The 23,284-nt window shown below is 33.4% G+C and carries 20 protein-coding genes; 15 read left to right on the forward strand and 5 right to left on the reverse strand.

All coding sequences use genetic code 11. The features are described 5' to 3' along the window. The first annotated feature begins 273 nt into the window (after nucleotides 1-273). The 8 genes from NEF87_RS06520 to NEF87_RS06555 all read left to right on the forward strand — a co-directional run bounded on the left by NEF87_RS06520 (nucleotide 274) and on the right by NEF87_RS06555 (nucleotide 9,894). Nucleotides 274-1,131: an SDR family NAD(P)-dependent oxidoreductase gene (locus tag NEF87_RS06520; protein WP_457919146.1), complete on the forward strand. Its 858-nt coding sequence runs from the start codon at nucleotides 274-276 to the stop codon at nucleotides 1,129-1,131. A 20-nt stretch (nucleotides 1,132-1,151) separates the two neighbouring features. Next, complete coding sequence (locus NEF87_RS06525) at nucleotides 1,152-2,000, forward strand: SDR family NAD(P)-dependent oxidoreductase (protein ID WP_371805616.1); 849 nt, start codon at nucleotides 1,152-1,154, stop codon at nucleotides 1,998-2,000. Nucleotides 2,001-2,035: 35 nt separating this feature from the next. Beyond that, the gene (locus NEF87_RS06530) at nucleotides 2,036-2,494 is read left to right on the forward strand and encodes a hypothetical protein (protein ID WP_371805617.1); all 459 of its coding nucleotides are present in this window, start codon (nucleotides 2,036-2,038) and stop codon (nucleotides 2,492-2,494) included. 49 nt (nucleotides 2,495-2,543) lie between these two features. Continuing rightward, a complete protein-coding gene (locus NEF87_RS06535; RefSeq protein ID WP_371805618.1) occupies nucleotides 2,544-3,857 on the forward strand; it encodes an acetyl-CoA C-acyltransferase in 1,314 nt (437 codons plus the stop codon). Nucleotides 3,858-3,903: 46 nt separating this feature from the next. Next, nucleotides 3,904-4,431 (forward strand): hypothetical protein, encoded by a 528-nt coding sequence (locus NEF87_RS06540; RefSeq protein WP_371805619.1) that lies wholly within the window; start codon nucleotides 3,904-3,906, stop codon nucleotides 4,429-4,431. Between the two features lie 53 nt (nucleotides 4,432-4,484). Continuing rightward, nucleotides 4,485-4,709, forward strand: a complete 225-nt coding sequence (locus NEF87_RS06545) for a hypothetical protein (protein ID WP_371805620.1) — start codon at nucleotides 4,485-4,487, stop codon at nucleotides 4,707-4,709. Nucleotides 4,710-4,908: 199 nt separating this feature from the next. After that, nucleotides 4,909-8,199 carry a hypothetical protein gene (locus NEF87_RS06550; protein ID WP_457919147.1) on the forward strand — a complete coding sequence of 1,097 codons (3,291 nt, stop codon included), beginning with the start codon at nucleotides 4,909-4,911 and terminating at the stop codon, nucleotides 8,197-8,199. Between the two features lie 33 nt (nucleotides 8,200-8,232). After that, nucleotides 8,233-9,894: a hypothetical protein gene (locus tag NEF87_RS06555; RefSeq protein ID WP_457919148.1), complete on the forward strand. Its 1,662-nt coding sequence runs from the start codon at nucleotides 8,233-8,235 to the stop codon at nucleotides 9,892-9,894. A gap of 6 nt (nucleotides 9,895-9,900) precedes the next feature. On the opposite strand, the gene NEF87_RS06560 is transcribed toward NEF87_RS06555, so the two are convergent. Next, entirely contained in the window at nucleotides 9,901-10,413 is a 513-nt protein-coding gene (locus NEF87_RS06560; RefSeq protein ID WP_457919149.1) for a hypothetical protein, read from the reverse strand. A gap of 102 nt (nucleotides 10,414-10,515) precedes the next feature. Further along, the gene (locus NEF87_RS06565; RefSeq protein WP_457919150.1) at nucleotides 10,516-13,074 is read right to left on the reverse strand and encodes a hypothetical protein; all 2,559 of its coding nucleotides are present in this window, start codon (nucleotides 13,072-13,074) and stop codon (nucleotides 10,516-10,518) included. Nucleotides 13,075-13,215: 141 nt separating this feature from the next. On the opposite strand from NEF87_RS06565, the gene NEF87_RS06570 reads away from it, so the two are divergent. Continuing rightward, nucleotides 13,216-13,665 (forward strand): PaaI family thioesterase, encoded by a 450-nt coding sequence (locus NEF87_RS06570; protein ID WP_371805625.1) that lies wholly within the window; start codon nucleotides 13,216-13,218, stop codon nucleotides 13,663-13,665. Nucleotide 13,666: 1 nt separating this feature from the next. Here the strand turns inward: NEF87_RS06570 and NEF87_RS06575 are convergent, their stop codons facing one another. Further along, a complete protein-coding gene (locus NEF87_RS06575; protein WP_457919151.1) occupies nucleotides 13,667-14,578 on the reverse strand; it encodes a radical SAM protein in 912 nt (303 codons plus the stop codon). 198 nt (nucleotides 14,579-14,776) lie between these two features. Between NEF87_RS06575 and NEF87_RS06580 the strand changes: the two genes are divergently transcribed. Together NEF87_RS06580 and NEF87_RS06585 are read left to right on the forward strand one after the other, a co-directional pair. Beyond that, nucleotides 14,777-14,986 carry a hypothetical protein gene (locus tag NEF87_RS06580; RefSeq protein WP_371805627.1) on the forward strand — a complete coding sequence of 70 codons (210 nt, stop codon included), beginning with the start codon at nucleotides 14,777-14,779 and terminating at the stop codon, nucleotides 14,984-14,986. Between the two features lie 50 nt (nucleotides 14,987-15,036). Beyond that, nucleotides 15,037-15,762 carry an HAD family hydrolase gene (locus NEF87_RS06585; RefSeq protein ID WP_457919152.1) on the forward strand — a complete coding sequence of 242 codons (726 nt, stop codon included), beginning with the start codon at nucleotides 15,037-15,039 and terminating at the stop codon, nucleotides 15,760-15,762. Here the strand turns inward: NEF87_RS06585 and NEF87_RS06590 are convergent, their stop codons facing one another. Continuing rightward, the gene (locus NEF87_RS06590; protein WP_457919153.1) at nucleotides 15,763-17,274 is read right to left on the reverse strand and encodes a hypothetical protein; all 1,512 of its coding nucleotides are present in this window, start codon (nucleotides 17,272-17,274) and stop codon (nucleotides 15,763-15,765) included. 209 nt (nucleotides 17,275-17,483) lie between these two features. After that, on the reverse strand, nucleotides 17,484-18,407 hold the full coding sequence (locus tag NEF87_RS06595) for an isoaspartyl peptidase/L-asparaginase (RefSeq protein ID WP_457919154.1): 924 nt from the start codon (nucleotides 18,405-18,407) through the stop codon (nucleotides 17,484-17,486). Between the two features lie 157 nt (nucleotides 18,408-18,564). On the opposite strand from NEF87_RS06595, the gene NEF87_RS06600 reads away from it, so the two are divergent. The 4 genes from NEF87_RS06600 (at nucleotide 18,565) to NEF87_RS06615 (ending at nucleotide 23,284) form a co-directional block, all read left to right on the forward strand. Then, entirely contained in the window at nucleotides 18,565-18,957 is a 393-nt protein-coding gene (locus NEF87_RS06600; protein ID WP_457919155.1) for a hypothetical protein, read from the forward strand. 25 nt (nucleotides 18,958-18,982) lie between these two features. Next, nucleotides 18,983-19,669, forward strand: coding sequence for an HAD family hydrolase (locus NEF87_RS06605; RefSeq protein WP_457919156.1), 687 nt, complete (start codon nucleotides 18,983-18,985; stop codon nucleotides 19,667-19,669). Nucleotides 19,670-19,750: 81 nt separating this feature from the next. Beyond that, nucleotides 19,751-21,364, forward strand: a complete 1,614-nt coding sequence (locus NEF87_RS06610; protein ID WP_457919157.1) for a mucoidy inhibitor MuiA family protein — start codon at nucleotides 19,751-19,753, stop codon at nucleotides 21,362-21,364. A gap of 48 nt (nucleotides 21,365-21,412) precedes the next feature. Then, entirely contained in the window at nucleotides 21,413-23,284 is a 1,872-nt protein-coding gene (locus tag NEF87_RS06615; RefSeq protein WP_457919158.1) for an Eco57I restriction-modification methylase domain-containing protein, read from the forward strand.

The raw sequence follows: 23,284 nt of genomic DNA on the forward strand, positions 1-23,284 counted from the left end.
TATAGGATCTACGATTTACGAGATGTATGATGATGATCTAGCTATCAATTAATGAAAATATATTGACTTAATGCATTGTATTAAACGAATTCCGAAGATGATTAATCGGAATTCTCGGAATTCCGAATGTGAAAGATAGTAATTATTGGATTTCCGAGGGTTAGTTTTAGGATTTTCTTTAAATGTAATTCTATTTGATCAAATAATTATTGATATAAAAGAAAGTAAATAATTATCACTAAATTATTTACAGCTTCTTAAAGTGATTCGATAATGAATTTTGAAAATAAAGTATGCTTAGTAGCCGGTAATCTTGGTAAATTGAAGAAAGATAAATTTACCTGTGGCTTAGGTGGATTAATAGCTCAACAATTGGTTGCCGATGGAGCTCAAGTGGTTGCCATTGATTTAGATTATGAAGTTGCAAAAGCATGTGCAGCAAGTATAGGCGGAAAGATCAAAGCATATGAATGCGATCTATTAAAAGATCGAACCTCTGAAGAAACAGATTATATTGACGATAGAGGAAAGGCAAAAACAACTGTAAAATGGACAGATAATCCTGCGCTTGAAATGGTGGAAAAAATTATAGCTTCTTTTGGAAAAATTGATGCAGTTATTTCAAATTTTGATTATTTTGAACAAGCTCGTGTCGATAATTCAAGTGAAGAATTCTATGAAAAAATGAAACAAATGAATGTTTCCCCAACATTTCATCTTTTAGCCGCTGTCCGAGAACAATTATCATTACAAAGAAAAACTCAAGGCACTTATGCTAAAATTGTAATCATCACAAATATCATGGGAAAAGCAGGAATGTCATTAGGATCTATTTATTCTGCTTTCAAAGGGTCCATGGTAGGGTTAACCAAATCTCTTGCACGGGAATTTGCCCGATTTGCAAATGTGAATGGTGTTGCCCACGGTCCTCTTTCTGAAAAGAAAATGCAAGGACCAAAAGATCGGGTAAAGAAGAATTATATGGCGACTCAAACAGAGATGTCGAATTTACCCCTTACAATCAAGAATATCGCACCCTTGGCGAGATTTTTAGCATCCGACGATGCAGCAGGAATTACTGGCCAAGTAATGAATGTGGACGGCGGATTGTGGTTAAAGTTAGAATCATAAAAAAACTGAGGTAAAAAACAATGGCATCTACAATTGATAATAAAACAAATTTCATAGCAAAAAATGATGTAAAATCCCCAAAAAATTTGCTGGATGGAAAAGTAGCAATTATTACGGGAAGCAGCCGAGGAATTGGAAAAGGAACAGCAATAGTCTTTGCTCAACAAGGAGCTAAAGTTGTGATAAATGGACGAGATGTAAAAGCTTGTGAAGAAACAGCCCAAGAAATTCGAGATATGGGTGGGGAAGCCATTGCATGTCCAGCAAGCATTACTAATAAGGAAGAAGTTGACAATTTGGTTCAAAAAACAATTGATACTTATGGAAAAATTGATATTCTTGTAAATAATGCCGGTACTAGCAGAGATGCTCTTATTCACAAAATGGATGATAAATTATTTAATTTTATTGTTGATTTAAACCTGAAAGGTACCCATATGATGACCCAAGCCGTGTTGCCACACTTCAGACAAGCCAATCGAAATAATGAATTTAAAAAAATTGTAAATGTTGCGAGTATTACTGGAGTAACAGGCAATTTTGGACAATCAAATTATGCAATCGCAAAAAGTGGAGTGATTGCATATTCCAAAGCCATAGCGAGAGAATTAGCAATGGATAGAATCAACGTGAATGTAGTTGCGCCGGGATTTTGTGAAACTCGAATGACTGCTTTGAAAAAGGAAGGGGATGAATTAGGCATGCCGGGTCCATTAAGAAATATTGCCATCTCAGCCACACCTTTTGCTCGAGAAGGGAAAGCAGGACAACCAGAACATACTGGGAATACAATACTCTTCTTCTCAAGTGAATTAAGCGATTGGTTATCAGGACAAGTCGTTACCGTTGATGGTGGGATGTATATTTAAAAAAATTTTTTCCAAAAAAAAAAAAGTGAAAAATCATGGTCGAAGTATTAAACAAGCATAATGTTGGGAATACAACCCCAAAATCTGAAATTATTTTAACTTACAAGAAATTGAAATATTTACGCCGCAAAGGATTGAAATGGGGCGGAGAAAAGTTGACAAATGAAAGCATTGCAGCATGGCGTAGTTTAATTGATGAAGATGCAGAAGCAATGCAAATGGATTACCTGGCAGGACTTTATTTCAAGAATGATAAATATGAAGAAGAATCAGTTTCTACTCCAAAAAAATCCTTGAAAAACACAATGTGTGAAATGAAATCCAACAGTTCTGCCATGGAACGATTACAATTTCTTAGAATTTTTGGATTCTTACCAGGGAATAAAAAAATCTCTTCAGACGAATTGAATTCTTGGGAAAACCTTGTAGAATTAGATGTTGAGGCCGCTCAACTTGATAAATACGCCGATCAAAAAATTCGGGAATTTAAATAAATGATAAAATACATTACATTTTTTTTAATAACTTTTGGTGAAATTAGAAATGCAAAATTTTGAAGAAGTCTACTTGACAGATTATGTAAGAACCCCATTCTCCCGTTCTCGACCTCCGAATGCGGAAAGAAGTGCGTTTAGCGAAGTACGTGGAGACCATCTTGTGGGTTTCACATTAAGAAATATGTTTGAAGAACGATTGAAGGGAAAAGTGAAACCAGAAGAAGTTTCAGAATTCCTTTTAGGATGTTCTCTTCCCGTCGGTACCCAATGGGCATATGCGGGGAGAAATGCATGGTTTGCAGGAAATATGCCCGCGAGTGTTCCAAGTGTAGTATTTGATCGCGCTTGTGGAAGTGCAATGACAGCTATGCACCATGGAATTATGTCCATTCAAACAGGTAATAATGATATTGTGGTTGCTTCTGGATTTGAGAACATGTTTATTGAAACTATGAACCCAACCCTCCAAAAAAGCATTGTTTTACCCCAAGATTTAGTAGCTGAAGCACCCGGAAATATTTGGTATCGCGATGATATAGATATAATGACGGGTTTTCAGATGGTCCAAACTGCGCAAAAATTGTTTGAAGAAGAAGCAGATAAAATAACCATTGAAGAAATGGATCATTGGGGAGTACGAAGCCATAATTTGGCGGAAAAAGCTTTGAATGAAGGATATTTTAAGGGAGAAATAATTCCAGTCATGGGGCATAAAGAAGGAGATCTCAATGAACCGATGCTGGTAGAACATGATCTTTCAATCAGAAAGGGTACAACCTATGAAAAAACCGCTCAGCTTCCACCAGTTAGTACCCCTGGATTTCGAGGCGGATATAAAAATGCGATTATTAAACGAAAGAACTATAAAGAGAGATTTGGTACCAATAAGGGAGCAATCAAAGCTGGAAGTTCTTCCCCACTAAATGCTGGAGCAGCAACATGTATGTTAATGTCAAAAACTGCAATGGAAGCACATAATATCACTCCAATGGCGAAAATTATTTCCATGGGATGGGCAGGAGTTGATCCTTCTGTAATGGGGCGGGGTCCCGTACCTGCAACAGAAAAAGCATTAAAAATGGCAAATTTAAAGGCTGAAGAGATTGATTATTGGGAAATTAACGAAGCCTTTTCAGTAGTAGCATTGAATGCAATTAAATCAATGAACATTAATCCTGATCGTGTGAATGTAAAAGGGGGTGCCATTGCTATAGGACATCCTTTAGCAGCTAGTGGGGTAAGATTACCTGCCACATTGGCGCGCATTCTTAATGAAAAGAAAGCTCGATATGGATGTGCAAACTTGTGCTGTGGTAGTGGCCAAGGAGTTGCCTTAGTTATCGAGAATACCAATCTTTAATTTTTTTTTCCAAAACTAAAATTAACATAATAGGAGAAACATCAAAATGAAAATTACAAAATGGTTAACCGAAGACGAATGCAAAGCCGCAATAAATCAATATTTAGAAAAATACGACAATAATACCTTAGTAGCAGATGATGCACATCTCTTCTTTAAAACATTGTTTGGTGGGATCTACTCTTCCAAAGTGGAAGAAGAAGACGAAGATAAGCAAGAACTATGGGAAAATATGTCAGATGATATTGAAGAATTTGAATCCTTAGGATATTTCATTGAAGTGCGCGATATTAACCAAAATTATGTATTCAAGCTTACAGATACAGAACAAAAAATCGGAATTTATGAAGGAGAATACAATGTTGATGAAGCAAATGAATTATTGGGCACAAAACATGTGGTATGGATGGATTGGACCCCCGCCTGTCAATTGAAGATTATGAAAGGAAATCCAAATACTGATCCGGAATTTTTTGCTGGGGATTGTACTGTGAAAGGGTCTTTAAAACTAGGCTCCAAACCACGCCAATGGATTTATGATCTTTTTGTTTTTATTGATCGTGAAGTAGAGTAATTTCTTAATCAATTTTTTCTATTTTTTCAATACTATAAAATCGTGATTATCTTATGTTCAATCGATGCAGAAAAATGCGGGAATGGATCAACATCTCAGAAGTAGAGAGTGATCCCGAGTGTCATATAAGTCGGGAAATTCCATTCCAAGAGAAAATAACTAAAAATACTTTAAAAAAGAATGAAGAAAATATTCTAGATCAATGGTTTGTGCAATTAATGAAAGAATACAACCCCTATTTTGCCCAAACTCGACCAAAAACAACATCCCAAAATTAAATATAAATTATTTGTATCTATGATTTCACGAATCCATTTTTTTTAGTTCTTATTAGTACATTCAAAAATGAAAGTTTAATTGGGTTTAATCTAAAATAATTTGATATTGTCAATCATTTTTCATTGCCAATATAATTTTTCATAATTCAAATATTGAAAAATTTTAAAACATCTCAATTTATTGTTACTACTGATATCTATGAAAAACTATTTCAAATTCTACTGGCGCCAATCTCTCAAGAATATTCGAAAGGAGGTATTAAGTATTATAATCATCTCAATTTCGATTTCTATGGTATCAGGTTTGAGTTATTACTTTGAAGCAACTCAAAAAAATAAATTTGATGAGGGATTTAATTTTCTACCCGACTTTGAAATAGTGCATGAACAATTTTTTACCGAGGATTTGGGAGTAACTCCCCGTTTAAATTATTCCCTTAATTTTCAACCAACAAATAATAAAATTCTCAAATTACTCAATGAATCTCGTCTGGATATTGTTGGCACGTATCAATACGCTCTTCTAACCATGGAAAGTGCTTTTTTCTATAATCCAGAATTAGATCATTTAGATTTAAATGATATGCGTTCCCTTTTTCAGTATTATACCTTGTTAAATGCTAGTCGCATTGAATTTGGATTTTTCAATAATTCTTTTTATCAATCTTCCCGATTCCAAAATTATTTCAAAATTCTTGAAGGGGAATATCCAAAAACTCAAAAGGACATTCTCATCGATTTTAATTTTGCCCAGAAAATGAATTATCAGGTTGGGGATATTGTAAATATTAGTCTTAAAATAGGCCGAATTCATGAAATGTCCTTAGGAATTGGAATGCCAATTTTTAATTTATTTGATTTTCAACTTCTTAATGTTAGTGTTTCGGGATTTTATCTTCCCAAAATGAATTCATACAATATCGATAATGAAGATTTTTACTATTCTTACACCTATGAAGATTATCTTCTGGGACATAAATATGAAGAAAAAGAAAATATTGACAGCCCCATAATGTTTTCATGGTATAATTTCACAGAAATAGATGGAACCCACCCGGCTCAACAACTTTACTATGAAATAGACCACCATGTTGAAGCTTATAAATATTTACGTAACGCATTTACACGCTCTGGTTATATTGTTTTTTATAATCGGGAGGCCATAAACTATGCATCAATCCGAAGCATTAATGTTAAAACTTCTCAACAAGCAGACGATTTAAGCATTCAAATTCCCTTAGGCCTATTTTTTCATAATAAACTAAATCTTCAATTAGATGAAAACTATCGAAATCTAATGGAAAATCGTCTTACTATTCAATTACTCAATCTTCCAATCCTTTTCTTTTCATTTTTAATTAGTCAAAATATAGGGATTCATCGCAATAAGAAAAAGGATAAGGAAAACCTACTTCTAAGATTGCGTGGAATTCCTGTAAGAAAAATACAGAATCAAATAATTGTGGAAAGTATTATAGGAGGAATGATTTGTACCGTTGTAGGTATTGGCGGAGGGCTTTTGACTTTTTATGGGTATGATTATTGGTTTGATGAAATTTTCCAATTTTCGGAAATAGTGCAATTGAAACCCCTAATAAACCTAACATCAATAATTCAACCTGTTATTTTAGGAATAATAGTCAACCTATTAACGAAAATTCCAAAAATATATGAAATTCGGAAGTCAAAATATGAGAATATCAGTAATGTCTTGAATAACTCAAGTGGAATTTCCAAAAACGATGAAAATGCAATCCCAAATGAATATTATCAAAATACCGCCGATCAAGTTCAACTTAGAATTAATAGTCAAGAATTGCTAGGCAATAAGCTCCTAAAGAAAATTGAGAAAAGAGAAAAACGACAAGAGAAGATCTCCAATGGAAACTCTCTTAAATTTAAGTATTCTCTGATATTGGTGGCAATTGGGGCACTCCCATTATTGGCCTACGCAATACTTTTTATAACAAACACTTGGATCGTCCCAGATAGAATTCTAAACGCATCGATTTTTCTATACGAATCTGTTATTGAAATGAAGCTATTAGTTATGCTGTGCATTGGAATTTTTGTGGCAGGATGTATTCGTCTGGCTTTAGTAATGCAACCTTATAACTTAACAATTTTGTTAAAGAAGATTTCAAAAATATTTGTCGGTGATTTAGATGAAATGATCAGCTTAGAATACATTCGTCAAAAAATTTGGTCTAGAATCATCATCTATATCGGAATTTTTGCAGCATTACTTGTGGTATCTAATATTTCTTATGTTTCTGAGTATCATTACAACATTGTTGACCAAAATATCGATATAGGGTCGGATCTCCAAATAACGACACCATTGTCACCCCAAGATGAAGAGTTAATCCACGATCATATTAATAATCTAAAAGATCAACAAAATGAAGAGATTGTAAATGATATCGTGTCTTTCTATTATTCTTCAAATAATTCTTTAAATTTATCCTACTCATATTCAAATGAAAAATTGATATTTAAACTATATACGGGAGACATTGATCATTATCGCGATTTTAGTTCAAATAACGACAAAATTCAACCTAATGGACAGATTCTCAGGCGACTTAAGCGATTAAATGATCACAATACAAAATATCTCACAAATGATAAAGAATATGCAGGAGCCATTGTAAATGACATGTACCTGTACGAATCAGGCTTAAAAATAGGTGATGTTGCCCAAGTTGAGACATCAAATTTTGATTTAGAAACAAATACTACAATATCTTCCTTTATTGATGTTCAAATAATCCAATCACTAAATTTTATTCCAGGGATATATAATTTTTCTAATTCCTATGAATCTGCGATGATAGTAGATGTTAGAACAGTGAGTGAGATAATTCAGGATGGATTTCTATTAAATTCAATTCATCTTGTAGATTTCAATCCAAAATTCACAGTAAATAATACAATTCAAAACTCAATGACAACCCAATTACTCCATGATTTCCCAAATTGTCAAATAAGACTCTATAATCCATTATGGGATCAATATCAGAATGCAAAACCATCTTTAGAATTTAGTAACAGTGGATATTTTAAACTCCTCTTTGTCGATTTATCTATCATTGGTTTAATAATCGCTGTTGAATTAGCACTTTTAATTACCCTTATTTCAAATGAGGATTATGATTTCAATTTCCGTCTCTTGATCCGTGGGACTGGAAAAAAAGGATTGCTAAGAATATTACTCACTGAAACAACAATTGCCATTAGCATCGCTTTGGTCTTTGGATCTTTCGTGGGATTTGGATTTGGTTGGATTATGAACAAAGTGAATCAAATAACAAATGCTAATTCAAAAGGATATCCATTTCCGATTCGCCCAAATTATCCCATTTTTGCCGATATTGGAAAAATTATTCAAATTTTTGCGTCAATATTTGGTTTAGCACTTCTAATCATATTCATGGGCTATTTAAGAAACCAACGTAAATCAATTGCGGAAGTAAATTTACAAAAGTAAATCTTTTTTTTCCACTTAAACATGTATCTTTTGATGGTAAAAGGAAAAAAACCGTTAAAATATGTAAAAAAAACAAGTGGGTTACAAAGACGACATCAATCCGAAGTTAAACATAAACTTCGTCATTTTGCAGAGGCAGAATATCGTGCGAAACGACCTTTAGAGTTACGGCTATTACAATTGAAACCTCAGATTGTTTTTAAAAAAGGAACGGTTCTTCCAAATTTATTGATAAAAGCACTTCAACAAACTGCCTATGTGATTTATCTAGATTATGGGGAAGAAATTCGATTCTATTTCTATACTTCTGATGGCATTTCCATGGGAGCATCTAATTTTCCAAAAACAGAGAAATTGCTTAGTGAAATGCATGGAAAAGCAAATACTCTGATATCATTACCCAAAAAAGATCCAAATGCAGATATTGATATAGATAGTATTCAATTCCAACAATACTTCAAAAAAATGGTTAAGAAAATTAGCCAAAAATATGCAGTATCATTTAAAACACTACCAACATTTGCAGTAAAAAATAAAATCCCACAAACCATACAAAACCGTAGCGGTATTCAAGTCCAAGATCAAATTCTCCATATTTTACGCGAATTTATTTCAAAAGAAATTAAAGATATAATTATTCTACGGGAAATTTTCTTATTATTAACCCCAAAAAATGAAACGAGCAATTTTTTACCTATCTTTGGGACAATGTGGGCATTTACAGAAATTAATTTGACTTCAAAATTGAATTTAGATACTTTATTACCAATTTGGAAGTACAGAAGTCCGTTGGTAATTAAATTCAAAAGCTGGTTGTCCCAGCGATTTCTTCCAAATCTACATGAAAATACAGAAAATATTCAGAACTACAGTTTATTTTTATTTGAAATGATTCAACTTTTAGAAAAAAATAAAATAATTCAACCCACACTTCTTTACGATGTAATTCTTTTATGGTTAATGAAATATGGTATTCAGAAAATCCCAATTTATCCAAAGAAAGTAAAAAAATGGAGGAAAACAAATTGGATACTTTATCAATTACTCGATTTTATTGATCGAGAATCGCTTTTACTGAGTAAATATCAAATCAACTGTGAAGGTTTTAGAACGGAAACGATTTCATTTCTGCTTTTAATTACTCAATTCACCCTATTTTTGGAACAGAAAAACTCAAAGAATTTAAAAGAACGATCATCTACAACTACCCTATCCAGCTTTCCGCACTACAAACAAAATTCGAAATTACTGGAAGAGTTGAACTTACGTGAGTTTATTGAATTTTTACCAGCGTCCATTAACAATAATTATGATATGATGATATTAATCCATCAAATGATAGATGAACTATTTGTTCAAAATGGGTGTGTACTTATTTCACCTACCGAAATCCAATTACACAAAAATGCACAAACGGAATATGAATTTATTTTACAAAATCGGAGTGATTGGATTCTTTATAATCCAACTTTTTACCTTGAAATTGCATCGAACTCGTATATTACCACAAAAATTGTAAAACATCCAAATATTGTTGTATTTGATAATCAAATCAAATTGCCCATCAAAATCACTTCATCAAATCGATCAAAACCAGCACATATCGAAATAATATGTGAATTTGATGATTATATTGTAAAAAACGAGCGGAGAATTTTAAAATTGGCTCAAATCTGGATTGAAATAGAAGAATAAAAAAAATTAATTATACACTTGTTCTAATTTATGACCACAATATTCACAGAACACTGCATTATTTTGATTTAACAATCCCATCATTTCGGGAGTGAATTGCTCTCCACACATCGGACAATGTAAAACATCCACAACTGGAGGGACGGAAGAAGGAGCACGAGGTGCTGTTGGAGGTCGAGGTGCTGTTGGAGGTCGAGGTGCTCTTGGAGGTCGAGGTGCTCTTGGAGGTCGAGGTGGTCGAGGCACTTGCGGAGGTCTAACATAAGTTCTTGATTGATGAGAAATACCATGGAAAATAGAACGGATTAAATTGATTACTGCCTTCACAATTTCGATCGCAAGTTTGATTGCATATTTTGTTATATAATAGGCTAGGGAAATACAGGCCACAGTTAAAGCCACTAACCCGGCCATAATTAATACTTGATAGAGCGTAGAAAGATTCTGAAACCATCCTCGAAAAGCGAAAAAGGAATCAAATTCAAACCATAAAAATTGTATTTGAGTAAGATGGGACATTTTTATTTTCATTTCCTAGTTTATTGATTAATATTGCTTATGATAATTTAGTTTCATTACCTACCTAAATGATCTAGAAACCAATTTTTATCACGTTCTTTACTAGAGAAATAATTTACCATCCGAAAATATCTCGCTAACCTTTACAATATTTTTATCTTTATCATATTTAAACAAAATTAGCAAATCTCCATGCTCTTTATGGGAAAAAATCCCCGATTCAACAGCTCTTTTAATATACCACGGATCTGCTGTAATATTACACTCTGGATAATTGTTGCATCGATAAAATTCTTTGGTTGAAGTGATAATCTTTTTCATTTCTGTTTCGCATTTGGTGCAATAAACATCTAATTTTCCCCGTGTGGCTTCCCATTTTTTCATGATTTCTAGAATTAGGGCATTAGTTTCTTCTTTCGATTGAGATTTCGAAGATTTTTCCGATTGTCTTTTTATAGGAGGTTCATCTTGCGATTTTTTTATGGGAGAAATTTCTTGAGAAATGAAGAGATCACACTCAAAAATAGTTTCCATTTGCTGAGAATCAACACCTTTCGGACAATCCATCATATTTTTACACATGAAACACCAAGGAATTCCTGGTTCCATCTCAATCTCTTGCTTTTGTTTTTTTGGTCTTGAAGGAGTTATATCAATATCTTTGGATAGAAGTTCCAAGACATCCAAGTCTTCAAATTCCTCATCAACATCGAGATCTAAACCGGAAATAACTTCAGATACATCATCCCCGCCAATAAATTGTTGTTGTTTTTGTTGATCGTGAGATAATTTTTCAAAATATTTCTCATAAGCATAAAAAAATTCATCTTGATATTTTTGTCGATTGATGCGGTATAGATCTATTTGATTTGTTTTGGTGAGACCATCCGTTTTGTAATAAAGTTGAATAAAGAAATCATCAGAATTAATATCTTGAAACTCAAACTGAGGAGGAAAATTAAGAGGGCGATCAACACACTGATGGAGATCCAAAGATGGAAAAAGAGAAAAACACCATGGACAAAGTTGTTGGATAACAGTTCCGCGCTTTTTAGGCTTTTTTTTAAGTTTCGACTCTATTTTTTCTTGAACGAGAGCAAGTTGTTCTTCTTTTTCTTGTTGCAAAATTTGGGCTTCATATCGTTTCGTAATTAGATATTTTAAACTGGGTGGATTTGCTTTATTTAATAAGTTAAAACATTCTTCGAATAGGGATTTGTATAAAGAACCATTCAATTTGAACACATCAATTTTCCCAGATCGATTCCAAATCCCAATATTCTGATATAAATAAACAAAAATCCAATCCGTACACAGATATTTAGGAACATGAAAATCAGTAGGATAGGAATCGGGTAAATTTTTACAGAGATGTTTACTCAGATCGTTATATTGGGAAATACAGAACGGACATACTTGTTTTACATTTTTTCGGTTAATATAGAGTTTTTCATAAAAATTGAGTTTTTCTTGAACTTTTATGTCAAATTGATTATCGGGAAGAGAAAATTCGGCAGTATCTAGATATGTTTCTTCTGAATCTGAATGAGACGCGGGAATTTGTTTAGGGAAAAAGATTCTTGTATAATATTTCAGAAAAATTTGGAGATAAAGAGTCCGGTTCAATAAATATATATCAAATTGGCCAGAAGAGTCAATTGCATCCAATAAAGAAAATGATACGGCACAAAACATCTGATTTGCCACCAAATCTGATGAAAATTCAAAGTTATAAGGTTTAAACTTACACGAATGGTCCCGGAAATCAGTTATTTGATGCATACAAAAAGGACAAAGCAAAATCAAACCCAATGTCTCATTATTGAGAGATGCAAGTTCATATTTGTGAGAAAATTGATCCCAATCGGGGAATTCTCTTATAGAAGATAACTTGGATGGAATTTTTGATGAATCAGATCTATCAGTATCCCTTTTTGCTTTTAAACGTTGCTGAGCAATCAACCGAATCAAAATACCTTCGGCATTTATATAAACGTCGGAGTTTGCACCATTTAGGGCAGACAGAATTGCAGTACAATATTCAGTATATTTCTTTCTATTTAATTTAGATTTGAGTAAAAAGCCCCTATCATCCCACCCTTCGGTTTCCTGGTATAGATGTTTGTAAAAAGCATCATCTCCGAGAAATTTTCGAAAATTCGATCCTAAAGGTGATTTTTTGCACTTGTGGAAGTCTAAACGAATAAATTCATCGAAACAGTAGGGGCAAACTTTGGGAATTTTTGATGATGTGTAAGACTTTTTAATAATTTTGGGAGCAGGATGGCGAATTGAAGCCTCAAATTGAACAATGGCTTCTTGATCAGAAAAAGCTTTATCATCCCATATCTGATCAATTGATAATTCGAGGTTATTCGATAATCTCAAATACATTTTAATAAAAAAACGTTGATATTTTTTTCGATCTAATTTTGTTCCATCAATGTAATGAGTTTTTGAGTTAAAAATCCCTAATTTTTGATATAGTCTAAGATAATGGACAGAAGAATGCATTTTTTTATTTCTAAATGAAAAATTCATGGGAGCAATTTGACAACGATGGCGAAAAATTTGTTTAAACTTACGATAACAAAAAGGACAAATTTGACGTACTTCTACTGGATCATTCATTGATTGCGCGGGGGATTTTATTTTCTTCATCTCCTGTAACTTGACAAAACAATAACTTGATTAATTTTGATGGATGGTTCCAAAATAGGATGAAAAATCAAAATTAGAATCAAAGAAAAAAAAATCTTTGAACCTAAATTTTTAATCATTGGAAAAAATAATAGAAATATTGTGGAGAAATGGACAGAAAAAATTCAACTATATCAAAACATTGTTGAAACGACACAAATTCATGGACCGATTTCAAAACTGATTGGGATGAAATTTGTTCATGTTGAAAAAGGGAAAACGAAATTTGAACTAACTCCTAACGAAAATCATTACAATCGAGGTGGATCCGTTCAAGGCGGAGTATTATGTACTATGGCGGATGCTTCCATGGGATTTGCTTTTGGCTCAACAGTAGATATTGATCAAGAATTCACAACCATTGAAATGAAAATCAATTTCATTCGACCAGTATTCATTAATCAAACATTACTTGCAATTGGTAAAGTTGTTCATAGAGGAAAAAGAACTGGTGTAGGAGAAAGCACGATTTATTTTAAAAAAGAATTCGAATTAACTGGAGACGCAGCCAAACCGGTAGCTAAGGCTTCGTGTAGTTTGATAATTCTTTAATTTACATCGATTTAAGATTTTTATGCTTCCACTTTGAAACTTCATCGGAATTGATAAGAAAATGTAATTCTTGCAAAATATATTCTTTATCTTGTCCAAAATTTTCGGATTCAGTGGTTGTATAGTTACTGATATGATCATTTCTAAATTGTGAAGTTATTTTTGATTCTATTTTTGAAAGAAGTAGAAATTCTTCTTCTAAAACTTCTCGAGGAGTTAAAATCTCAAATTTTTTCATCTTGATTTCTTGTTCTAAAGGAGAACCAGGTAACACATTAAGTGTCCTGAATCTAAATATAGTCGGATTTACAGCATTAATTACCTTAGCAGTTTCTTTTGCATGCATTTTAGACCATTTCCTTCCGCCTAAACCCAAAATAATATAAAGCGAAGCCTTGATTCCGCAGCTCATTAATTTTTGAATTGCTCGGATCTCCATTTTTTGAGTCTGACCTTTATGCATATATTTTAGCAAAATATTATAGCCGGACTCAATCCCAATATAACAAATTGATAAACCCAAATTTTGGAGCGTTTTCAACTCTTCTTCGGATTTTTGAAGAATATCAAGTACCTTCGCATAACAACTAACCCTCCTAACATGATGAAAGTTGTGTTTTATTCTTTTAAGAATTGATGCTAATTGAGCAGTCGGAACAGAAAGTGCATTTCCTCCACCAAGAAAAACGGATTGTGCTTGTGGAACTTCCTTGGACCAAATATCAATATCTATATAAATTTGTTCCAATTCTCTTATTTCATATTTTTGAATCAGCACATTTTGATTGTTGAAAGAATTTCGATATGTATTACAAAATCGACACCGATTCCAACTACATCCACCTGTGATTGGAATTAAAACTGAAAAAGCTTCAACAGGGGGACGAATGATAATATAAGAAGCAGGAATCATTGTTAGTACTTCTAGGAGACAACCTATAAGAATCCTTATTAAAATGTGTTTTTGATTATTAGAACTGAGGACATTTAGTCTATTTAGTTCACCAAAAAAAACGAGAAAACTTTTTATATTGGAATTTTGATCAAATATTTAGTATTTTGAAAAAAAATACTCTGAATTTTGAAGAAAAAAAATCTAGATGAGAAAGTTATGTCGGACGAGTACTACGATTTTAACCAATTTTCGAAGTCCACTAAATCCAAAAGGAGAAATAGAGGACCAGTTGAACGAGAGAACCGCAAAATTAAAACAAAACCTCGGCAAAAGGATTATCATTTAATTGCCAAGCAAGTAAAACAACGGGAAAGGTACGATTGGATTCCAGAGGAAATTTATGAGCGATATAGTGAATTAGACTGAATAGAAATCGGAAATAAAGATTTTTTTAGGTTTTTTCTTTACTCAACATAATGAGAAAATTTCTAGTTTTTGATCTAGGGGAAACATTGATCGATTTTAATATGACTGGGGTCTGGCGTGAGCAGATGCGGTTAGATGTCATTCCAAAAATGTTCACAAATTTAAAATCATTTCACTCCACAATCACGAATTTTCCTCAATACTCAACCTTCTTAGACACTGCATATGCATCGATTGCGAGAGGAGGATATCCCGTGAGTATGATTAATAGAATAAAAAACGCTTTAACAACACTTAAAATCCCCTTCTCTCAGAAGATCATCAATAGTCTACTTCAACCCTTTGATCAAGTCTTCGCCACCAAAGCGAAAATCTATCCACAAGTCAAATCCACTCTAGAGGAGTTAAAGAATTTAGGGTATATTTTAGGACTATGGTCTAATACCCCATGGCAAAGTCCGGGATATATGAGTGAACGAGTGATGAATCGATTTAACATTCGAGAGTATTTTTCCGCAGTCCATTTTTCTGGTGATTATGAAATTAGAAAACCTAATGCGAAAGCACTGGAAATTGTGCAAAAATCGTCTCAATTCAAGAAAGATGACATGATATACATTGGTAATGCGGAAGTGGATATTCAAACAGGGAGTAATTTTGGAATTCCGACGGTATGGATAAAAAGAAATGGAGATATACTCTCGGAAAAATGTCCTCGTCCAACCTATGAATTGAATTCTATATCGGAATTAGGATCGATATTACCCATTCAATGATCAATAATCGGCAGGAGAAATTCCAAAAGTATCATCCAAATCTGAAACTAATCCGTCTTTGGCATCAATTATTGTTGGGCTTTGACCTGGAACCAATCGAACGATTTTTGGCAGGTAATTTGCTGATTCGGCAGAAGGGTGAGACTTAATATTTGAGGCAGAAAAAATCGTGCAACAGAGATCATTTGTAAAATCAAACCTTATACCCGTTTTAAGATATTCATTCGATCGAACCATGTAATGACATTTGTTCGCTTGTAAAAAATGATTAAAAGCTTCTTGAGAAAAGCCAGATGATTCATCCATAGATGATAACGTTTCAGGTTTTGATGTATAAATTCTTTGAAGATCAATACCCAATTCGTTAAATTTTATCTTTCCAAGGGGTAATAGTGAATCCATCTCATTTAAAATAAAAGGTTTATTTGGATTTGTTGAATTGATCGGGATTCCAGTGTTTTGGGCAAGAATGTTGATTTGCCCTTGATTCATTGAAGCGATATGAAAATAAGGCATTCGTGAAAGAACGTGCATAATCAGACGATAAATTTGCTGAAATTTAGGGGGTGTTAACGATTCACTAGTTATTTGTAACGAGAGGGGAGAAATCATTTCATGAAAATCTTTTGCACCTCGCAAAAGTACCACATTTTCTGGATATTTCAGAGTAAATAAACTAAGTAGAGCAAACATTTCAATCCCAGAGTGATCATCATTGAAATAATTACCTAAGAATATAATCTTCACAGCGGGGAAATTTTCAATGATTGGGATGAAATAGTTGCATAAATTCTGTAGTTGCTGGAAATCCCCACAAATATCTCCAACATAATACACATAATTCACAGGCTCGCGAATAAGGGGAACTTTACTTTCTTCTAGATGAAAAATCATCGAAGAAAAAAGATGAATATAATCATTGGAATTTAAAGGTATTTCATCAAAATAGCAGAGCTTCAGAGAAAGAAGATATTGATTGATGATCTGATTTGTTAGAGAGGGGGATAAAGTTGCGAAATCTAAGGAAAAATCGAAATTAGAAAATATTTCTGCAAAGGGATCCAGAGATGAGACATCTTCTGTTGATGATTTCACATTGGAATTGGGCGCATTATGTAAAGCAATTTCTTCAATTTGTTCACCAATTAATTTGTCTGAAGGCAGTGGAGAAACATTGCTAATCACTTCGGCATCCTCAAAGGCATTTTTTTGCATCACTAATTGGGCAGGCATCCCATCCCAACGTTTTCGGATTGTCAGTAACCCATCACACTGATATTGATTCAAGCATTCACAAATACCTTCATGAACAGCCATCCTAACAACTCGTTTTGGCCAATATTCTAAACATTTTGGACAATGGATTAAAAATCTCTTTTCTGCCTTAAAGAAGATCTTATTATTACAATGGGAACACTGATAGTGTTTTATATCGCTAGATGTGGATAAATGAAGAGTTTTACACGATGAACATTCGAAAAAATGGATCTTTTCTGGATTGCTATCAGACAATTTGGGTACTCCAATGTGAGAATTTGATAATTAATCATTAACGCTCCCATTTTTATTTTTTTGGCTACGATCCTTAAGAAAAAAAAAACTTTTTTAAAAAAACTGAAATTGAATCCTACAACATTTTCAATATTTTGTCGAAGGATATATTAACTCATTAATATAAGTCACTTAATCTACCTATACGAGTGTACTAACCAATGAAAAATTCAATTATCGTTGTTTGGATTGATTCCAGAAGAAATGGAATCATCATCGCTGGATCGAAACGCATAAGCCATCCGTGGAGTATTAAAAGAGAACCCGATGCCTTTCTCATTCAGAATAATGATACCACCCAACCCATTAACTTTTTCTCCGAGCAGTGTAATTGCCAAATCTGCAGCTTCTTGCGGAGAATATCCCTTCCGGATAAAATCTATTGATTGACGGGAAATCATTACTCGCATTAGATCTTCACCATACCCGGTAGCTGCCACGCCACCAATAGATTCAACATACCCACCAGATCCCCATAACGGAGTATCCCCCACTCTTCCAGGTCGTTTAAATGGGGTTCCCCCAGTTGATACAGCAATTGCGATATTATGAGACTTATCCAAACAAACACATCCTACGGTTCCCATTCCGTTAGTTTTTTGATAGCTTCCAAAAGCCTCCTTTGGTTCAAAATGCTTCATTTCCTTTATTGCATGATAACGTTGCAATTCCCTACCCACCAATAAATCTTCAGGATTGCATTCAGGGATTTGTTGTTCCCGTGCAAAAATATTAGCACCTTCCCCCACCAACATGACATGCTTTGTTGTGTCCATTATTTTACGAGCAACAGAAATAGGGTGAAAAACATTTTGGATTCCACAAACAGACCCAATGCGATACTCATCTGTCGCGATAATTGCATCCATCTCCACTTCACCTAGCTGGTTGACAAAGGACCCTTTCCCAGCATCAAATGTTGGATCTTGTTCCATTAACCTTACACATGCTTCTGCAGCATCAATAGCGGAAGTTCCATCTTCCAAAAAATCATATGCTAACTTACAAGCAGCACGAACTCCACATAAATGATTTTCTACAGCATCATCTGGGATATCCCATGCACCTCCGTGAACAATTACACCAAATTCCATAAATTATTTCTCCTTAAATAGTCCAAGATCGCTCAATATTAATTTTTTTTTACAAATGAAAAAGCTTCTAATCCAAAAGAATTTTTCTTAACCCTTTTATAATCCAAATACCTAAGTTTTTTTTTCCAAGGGAAGTTAGAATATCCTAGTGAAAATTATGGAATCTACAAAATATAATGAGGATCTTTGGGATGAAATTCCCGCTTATGCGTTTATGGCTTTAGGAAGAAGAGGAAGAGAAGAAATCAGTCTGACCCAATGTTTTATTCCCAATTGCAGCTGCAATGGAGATGATAAACTTCATCCCTTAGTTAAAAAGATGGAAACAATACCAGCTTCAGATCAGAAGTTTTCCATTCAGAAATCGAAATATTTAATCCATTGTGATTGTTGCAACCAACAATTTCATTTAGTTTTCGAAAAACATCTTTCTAATGAACCTAAAAAAGAAGATTTGAATGAGGAAGCGATTCTCTTGGAACGTGTATATGCATCCGATGCAGATGATCAAGTAGATTATGGAGAAATCGGATTTGTTCAACCAAAATAATATTAAATAAGTGGATAAGAAGATTGTGGAAGGCATTACTTGTGTTTTATTTGATTTAGACAATACCTTGATAGAAATTCCCAATACTTGGATCTATTTTGACACTCTCATACAAGATGTGATGGAACAGATCTTCAACTTACCCATCCCCCCTAAAGAACAACGAGATACATTATGGCGGTCGGGAAAAGAATATATCAAGATATTACAATCTTGGGGAGTAAAGGATCCTGATGAATTTTGGTATCATTTTGATCAATTCGATGCCAAGAAAAGACGAGTATTGATTCAACAACAAAAACTTTTCTTATATGAAGACACCCTTCCTACCCTAAATAGACTCAATAAAATACCTGAACTTAAAATAGGTATTGTAACCAACACTCCCACATTTCTAGCGATAGAAGAATTAGAGGCGTATAATCTAACTCATTTTTTTAATGAAATTATCGGATTAGGGGAAGATCAATCTATTTGCAAACCAGAACCCACTGGGATTAATCAAATTTTACGAAGGATGGATAAAAACCATAAAAATACCCTTTTTATTGGAGACTCATTAGTAGATATCCAAGCTGGAATAAACGCTCATGTCACCCCCATTTTGATAGATAGACATAGAAGAAAAAGCAAAGGATTGAAAGGAATTCATCCTTCAAAGTATCTCTACTGCAATTCGTTGCAAGAAATTTTTAATTTAGTCCAATTTTAGCAGAAATCATGTTTCTTCCATATAATTGCGTGTGATTGTTATGGGGTATAAGTTTAAAAAATCACAAAACAAGTTCAACCTATGGCCGTAACATTGGAAACAAAAGTTAAACATGTATCAGTCTATCAATCAGGTGCCAGATTAACACATATTGGAGAGTTGGAATTAAAACCAGGCAAGAATACGCTAGTTATCAAAAAACTCACCAAAAGACTGGATAAAGAATCGGTTCGAGTCAAAGGCACCGGACATGGACAAATTATAAATGTGAATATTGAACGTCACACCCAAAAAGAAAGTAAACTGCCAGAATTGAATGAAATACGGAAAAAAACAGACCAATTACAGCGAGAACTACACTACACTCAAGATAATCTGAAGATGTTGGAAGAACGGTATCAAAATCATATCGATTTTTCCAAAATTTTTTTTAAAAGAGCTCCAACCTATTTCAATAAAAATGAAATAAACCTCGAAAAAATTTCAGCAATGGAACAACATATTGAGAAAAAGGATGAGCTTTATCTATCAAAACGCCACGAATATGAAAGTAAATTAGAAAAACTAAATGATGAACTCCACGAACTTCAAAAGGAAGCAAATAATATCGGAACAGCCCAAAAAATCGAAGAATTCTATGAGATTTCCATTAATTTAGAGGTTCTTCAAGAAGGGAAATTTGAGATTGAGGTACAATTTCAAATTCCTGATGCCTATTGGATTCCATTTTATGATGTAAATTTAAGCGAAAAAAATGCACATCTGAAATTATTAGGAAACGTGTTTAATAACTCAGGTGAGGATTGGAAAGAGGTACAATTAGAAATTTCAAGTGCAAACTTGCGACCAGTAAGAATCATTAAACCCAGGCCGATGATCGTAAAAGAACTGCAACCTCTTCCCCCACCAAGGCCAGTGAGCGCTTCTCTTAAAAAGAGGGGAAAGATGAAAGCAATGAGCGGTAACATTATGAAAGGTGGGAGAGATATGGAAGAATCTATCGGATTTGCAGCTGAAGCAGAGCCATTAGCTAGATCAGTTCCAAGAATGCAACAACGAATGGCAAAAATCGATGAAAGTTTAGGTGTTCAATCTTACCAATTACCCACACCCTTAAATATTCCTTCAGATCGACATCCACATCCAGTAACTTTAGTTGAAACGATTTTAGATACGAAGAAAGGATATTTTTGGAGTGTAGCTGCCCCAGATATGATAATCATTAAAGATACTATCACAAATGGAGATTTATTATTATTGCCTGGTAATGCCAAGGTTTATTATGAGGGAGAATTTATTGGAGAATCTCAAATACCTTTAATTGCCCCAAAAGAATCTCTTGAACTCGGAACTCGACGGACATATGATCTCAAGGTAATTAAACGGTTAAAAAACAGATCTTCCAATAAAGAAGGGATCTTGAAAGGGAAAATTGGTAAGGCTTACCAATATGAAATTGAAATTTCGGTGCTAAAGCCTAATAAATATAAATTAAAACTGATGGATCGAATGGTGCATTCCGACTCTGAAAAAATAAAAGTTGGGAAATCTAATTTCAATATCGAACCAGAATCAAAAGATCTCGGCATTTTGACATGGAATTTAGATTTAACAGGAAAAGAAAAAATAGTGATTTCGTATGATTACGAGGTCATCTGGGAAAAAGAAATCCGAATCACCCCCGCTCTACCTTAATAATTCCAAACTTTTTTTTAGCTTTTTAACTAATTATAGCTCAATTTCATGGAAAACCAAATTCGTTCTTTATCTAAAGCAATTGTTGCTAAATCGCACAAGGCAAAAATTATCGAATGGTTTGATCTCCATGTAGATGAAACAGGTAAGAAATTTGGTTTTAATTTTGATTTATGTAATCTGAATTTGAATAATAAAGACAATGAAAAATCAATTAACGATAATCGATTAATTGTGGGAATAGATTGGAAAATGAGTTCAGAGGATTTTGTCAAAAATCTTGGAAAAATATTTTCAATTTGCGTCAATCAACGATCTTTAGACTCAAAAACAACTTTGGGACAAGAATTTACACCGATGGACACAGTTTCATCTATTTTCAATGGAATTGTAGATTTGAAAAACATTTGTGAAACCACAAATATCCTTGATTTTGCTTGTGGAACAGGAAATTTTATCGGATGGTGCCTTAGATATCAATTAGAAGCGTTTTTCAAAGATCAAAATGAAAAAAGAACACAAAATATGACTAAAAATTTCAATAACAGATTAGAAACATTATCCCATCACTTGATTGCGGTGGATATTGATCCCCTGTCTTGTTTTACTACGGCGATATATACATCTTTAATAATTTTACATTTCATTCTACGATTTAATTTAACATTTGATAAAAAAATACAAAAAATGTGTTTTCCAGTTTGGATTATTCATGAGAATTTCTTCGATTTTGGAATGAAATATCCGACAATCTCTCCAGAGATTATTTTAGGCAACCCACCCTATTTATTTTCACGAAATCTTCCTGTTGATACACTTAAATTTTTGAAATCGAGAAAATTTCAATCCGCACGTGGACAATTTGATCTTTCAGATGTGTTTTTGGAACACTCTATGAATTTATTGCAATCTGGGGGAATTTTAGGGGTGATTATTCCAGAAACAATAACCATTTTAGAAAATCGACAGAAAATCAGAAAATATCTCATTAAAAATTCGGATGTCCTAAAAATTCAACATGTTTCAGGTACTTTCACAAATATTTCTGTTGAAAATATTCTTTTGTTTGCTCAAAAAAGTCAAAAGATACATAATGAGATGCTGACGATTTCTTGGGAAAATTTCCAATCTCAAATTATCAAAAGAAGCGATTTGCTTGAAAAAACACATTTTCCGCTAATATATTCCACCAATATTACTAAAGAAATCATTGCATGGGTTGAAAAGAATTTCATCTCAATAGATGAATGGAATGAAATACATCCGGAAGTTGCAATTAAAGTGTTTAGAGGGGTGGAACTCTCAAAAAAGGGAGAAATCATGCAATGCCCAAAATGTGATAAATGGATGCCCTATTCCCAAAAAAGAAAGACATGTTCCCATTGCAATTCAGAATTAAATAGAAATGGAAAAATTAAGAAAATAATCAAGAAAATGGAGAAACTTGGCGAGGCAGAAAAATTTCGCCCTTTCATTCCGCATTTTACTACTAATCAACCTTGCGTTATACCAAGTGCAAGAATTGAACTTGGATATTCCGGGATCAAATACAAAAAACTGCATGATTTTTGCCCGCAACGCATATTAGTTCGACAATTACTTGCAAAAAAACGGTTATGCGCAACTACTGTGAATGACCATTCTCTCACTTCCCAAAGTATTTACAATATTATCTTACCCCAACCATTGCAAGCAGATATTCAGAAACTTCGTAATATTTTGGCATCTGATTTGATATCCTATTATAATTATACCACATTCAGTAAGGGAAAACGGCTTTTTTCTCGAATTCTTTTACAAAAACTCAAAAATCTTCCGTGGATCCCACGCAACCAAAAATACTCTATTATAAACCAACTCCCAAACCATTTCATCCCTGAAATTACCACACGACTTGGGGAAAAAGATACCTTAATATAA

It is taken from the genome of Candidatus Lokiarchaeum ossiferum, assembly GCA_025839675.1.
Lineage (GTDB): Archaea > Asgardarchaeota > Lokiarchaeia > Sigyniarchaeales > Promethearchaeaceae > Lokiarchaeum > Lokiarchaeum ossiferum.

Bases quoted from the DNA above. Each gene is read 5' to 3' on its own strand.
- NEF87_RS06520 (WP_457919146.1), top strand. From the start codon at position 274: ATGAATTTTGAAAATAAAGTATGCTTAGTAGCCGGTAATCTTGGTAAA.
- NEF87_RS06525 (WP_371805616.1), top strand. From the start codon at position 1,152: ATGGCATCTACAATTGATAATAAAACAAATTTCATAGCAAAAAATGAT.
- NEF87_RS06530 (WP_371805617.1), top strand. From the start codon at position 2,036: ATGGTCGAAGTATTAAACAAGCATAATGTTGGGAATACAACCCCAAAA.
- NEF87_RS06535 (WP_371805618.1), top strand. From the start codon at position 2,544: ATGCAAAATTTTGAAGAAGTCTACTTGACAGATTATGTAAGAACCCCA.
- NEF87_RS06540 (WP_371805619.1), top strand. From the start codon at position 3,904: ATGAAAATTACAAAATGGTTAACCGAAGACGAATGCAAAGCCGCAATA.
- NEF87_RS06545 (WP_371805620.1), top strand. From the start codon at position 4,485: ATGTTCAATCGATGCAGAAAAATGCGGGAATGGATCAACATCTCAGAA.
- NEF87_RS06550 (WP_457919147.1), top strand. From the start codon at position 4,909: ATGAAAAACTATTTCAAATTCTACTGGCGCCAATCTCTCAAGAATATT.
- NEF87_RS06555 (WP_457919148.1), top strand. From the start codon at position 8,233: ATGGTAAAAGGAAAAAAACCGTTAAAATATGTAAAAAAAACAAGTGGG.
- NEF87_RS06560 (WP_457919149.1), bottom strand. From the start codon at position 10,413: ATGTCCCATCTTACTCAAATACAATTTTTATGGTTTGAATTTGATTCC.
- NEF87_RS06565 (WP_457919150.1), bottom strand. From the start codon at position 13,074: ATGAAGAAAATAAAATCCCCCGCGCAATCAATGAATGATCCAGTAGAA.
- NEF87_RS06575 (WP_457919151.1), bottom strand. From the start codon at position 14,578: ATGATTCCTGCTTCTTATATTATCATTCGTCCCCCTGTTGAAGCTTTT.
- NEF87_RS06580 (WP_371805627.1), top strand. From the start codon at position 14,777: ATGTCGGACGAGTACTACGATTTTAACCAATTTTCGAAGTCCACTAAA.
- NEF87_RS06585 (WP_457919152.1), top strand. From the start codon at position 15,037: ATGAGAAAATTTCTAGTTTTTGATCTAGGGGAAACATTGATCGATTTT.
- NEF87_RS06595 (WP_457919154.1), bottom strand. From the start codon at position 18,407: ATGGAATTTGGTGTAATTGTTCACGGAGGTGCATGGGATATCCCAGAT.
- NEF87_RS06600 (WP_457919155.1), top strand. From the start codon at position 18,565: ATGGAATCTACAAAATATAATGAGGATCTTTGGGATGAAATTCCCGCT.
- NEF87_RS06610 (WP_457919157.1), top strand. From the start codon at position 19,751: ATGGCCGTAACATTGGAAACAAAAGTTAAACATGTATCAGTCTATCAA.
- NEF87_RS06615 (WP_457919158.1), top strand. From the start codon at position 21,413: ATGGAAAACCAAATTCGTTCTTTATCTAAAGCAATTGTTGCTAAATCG.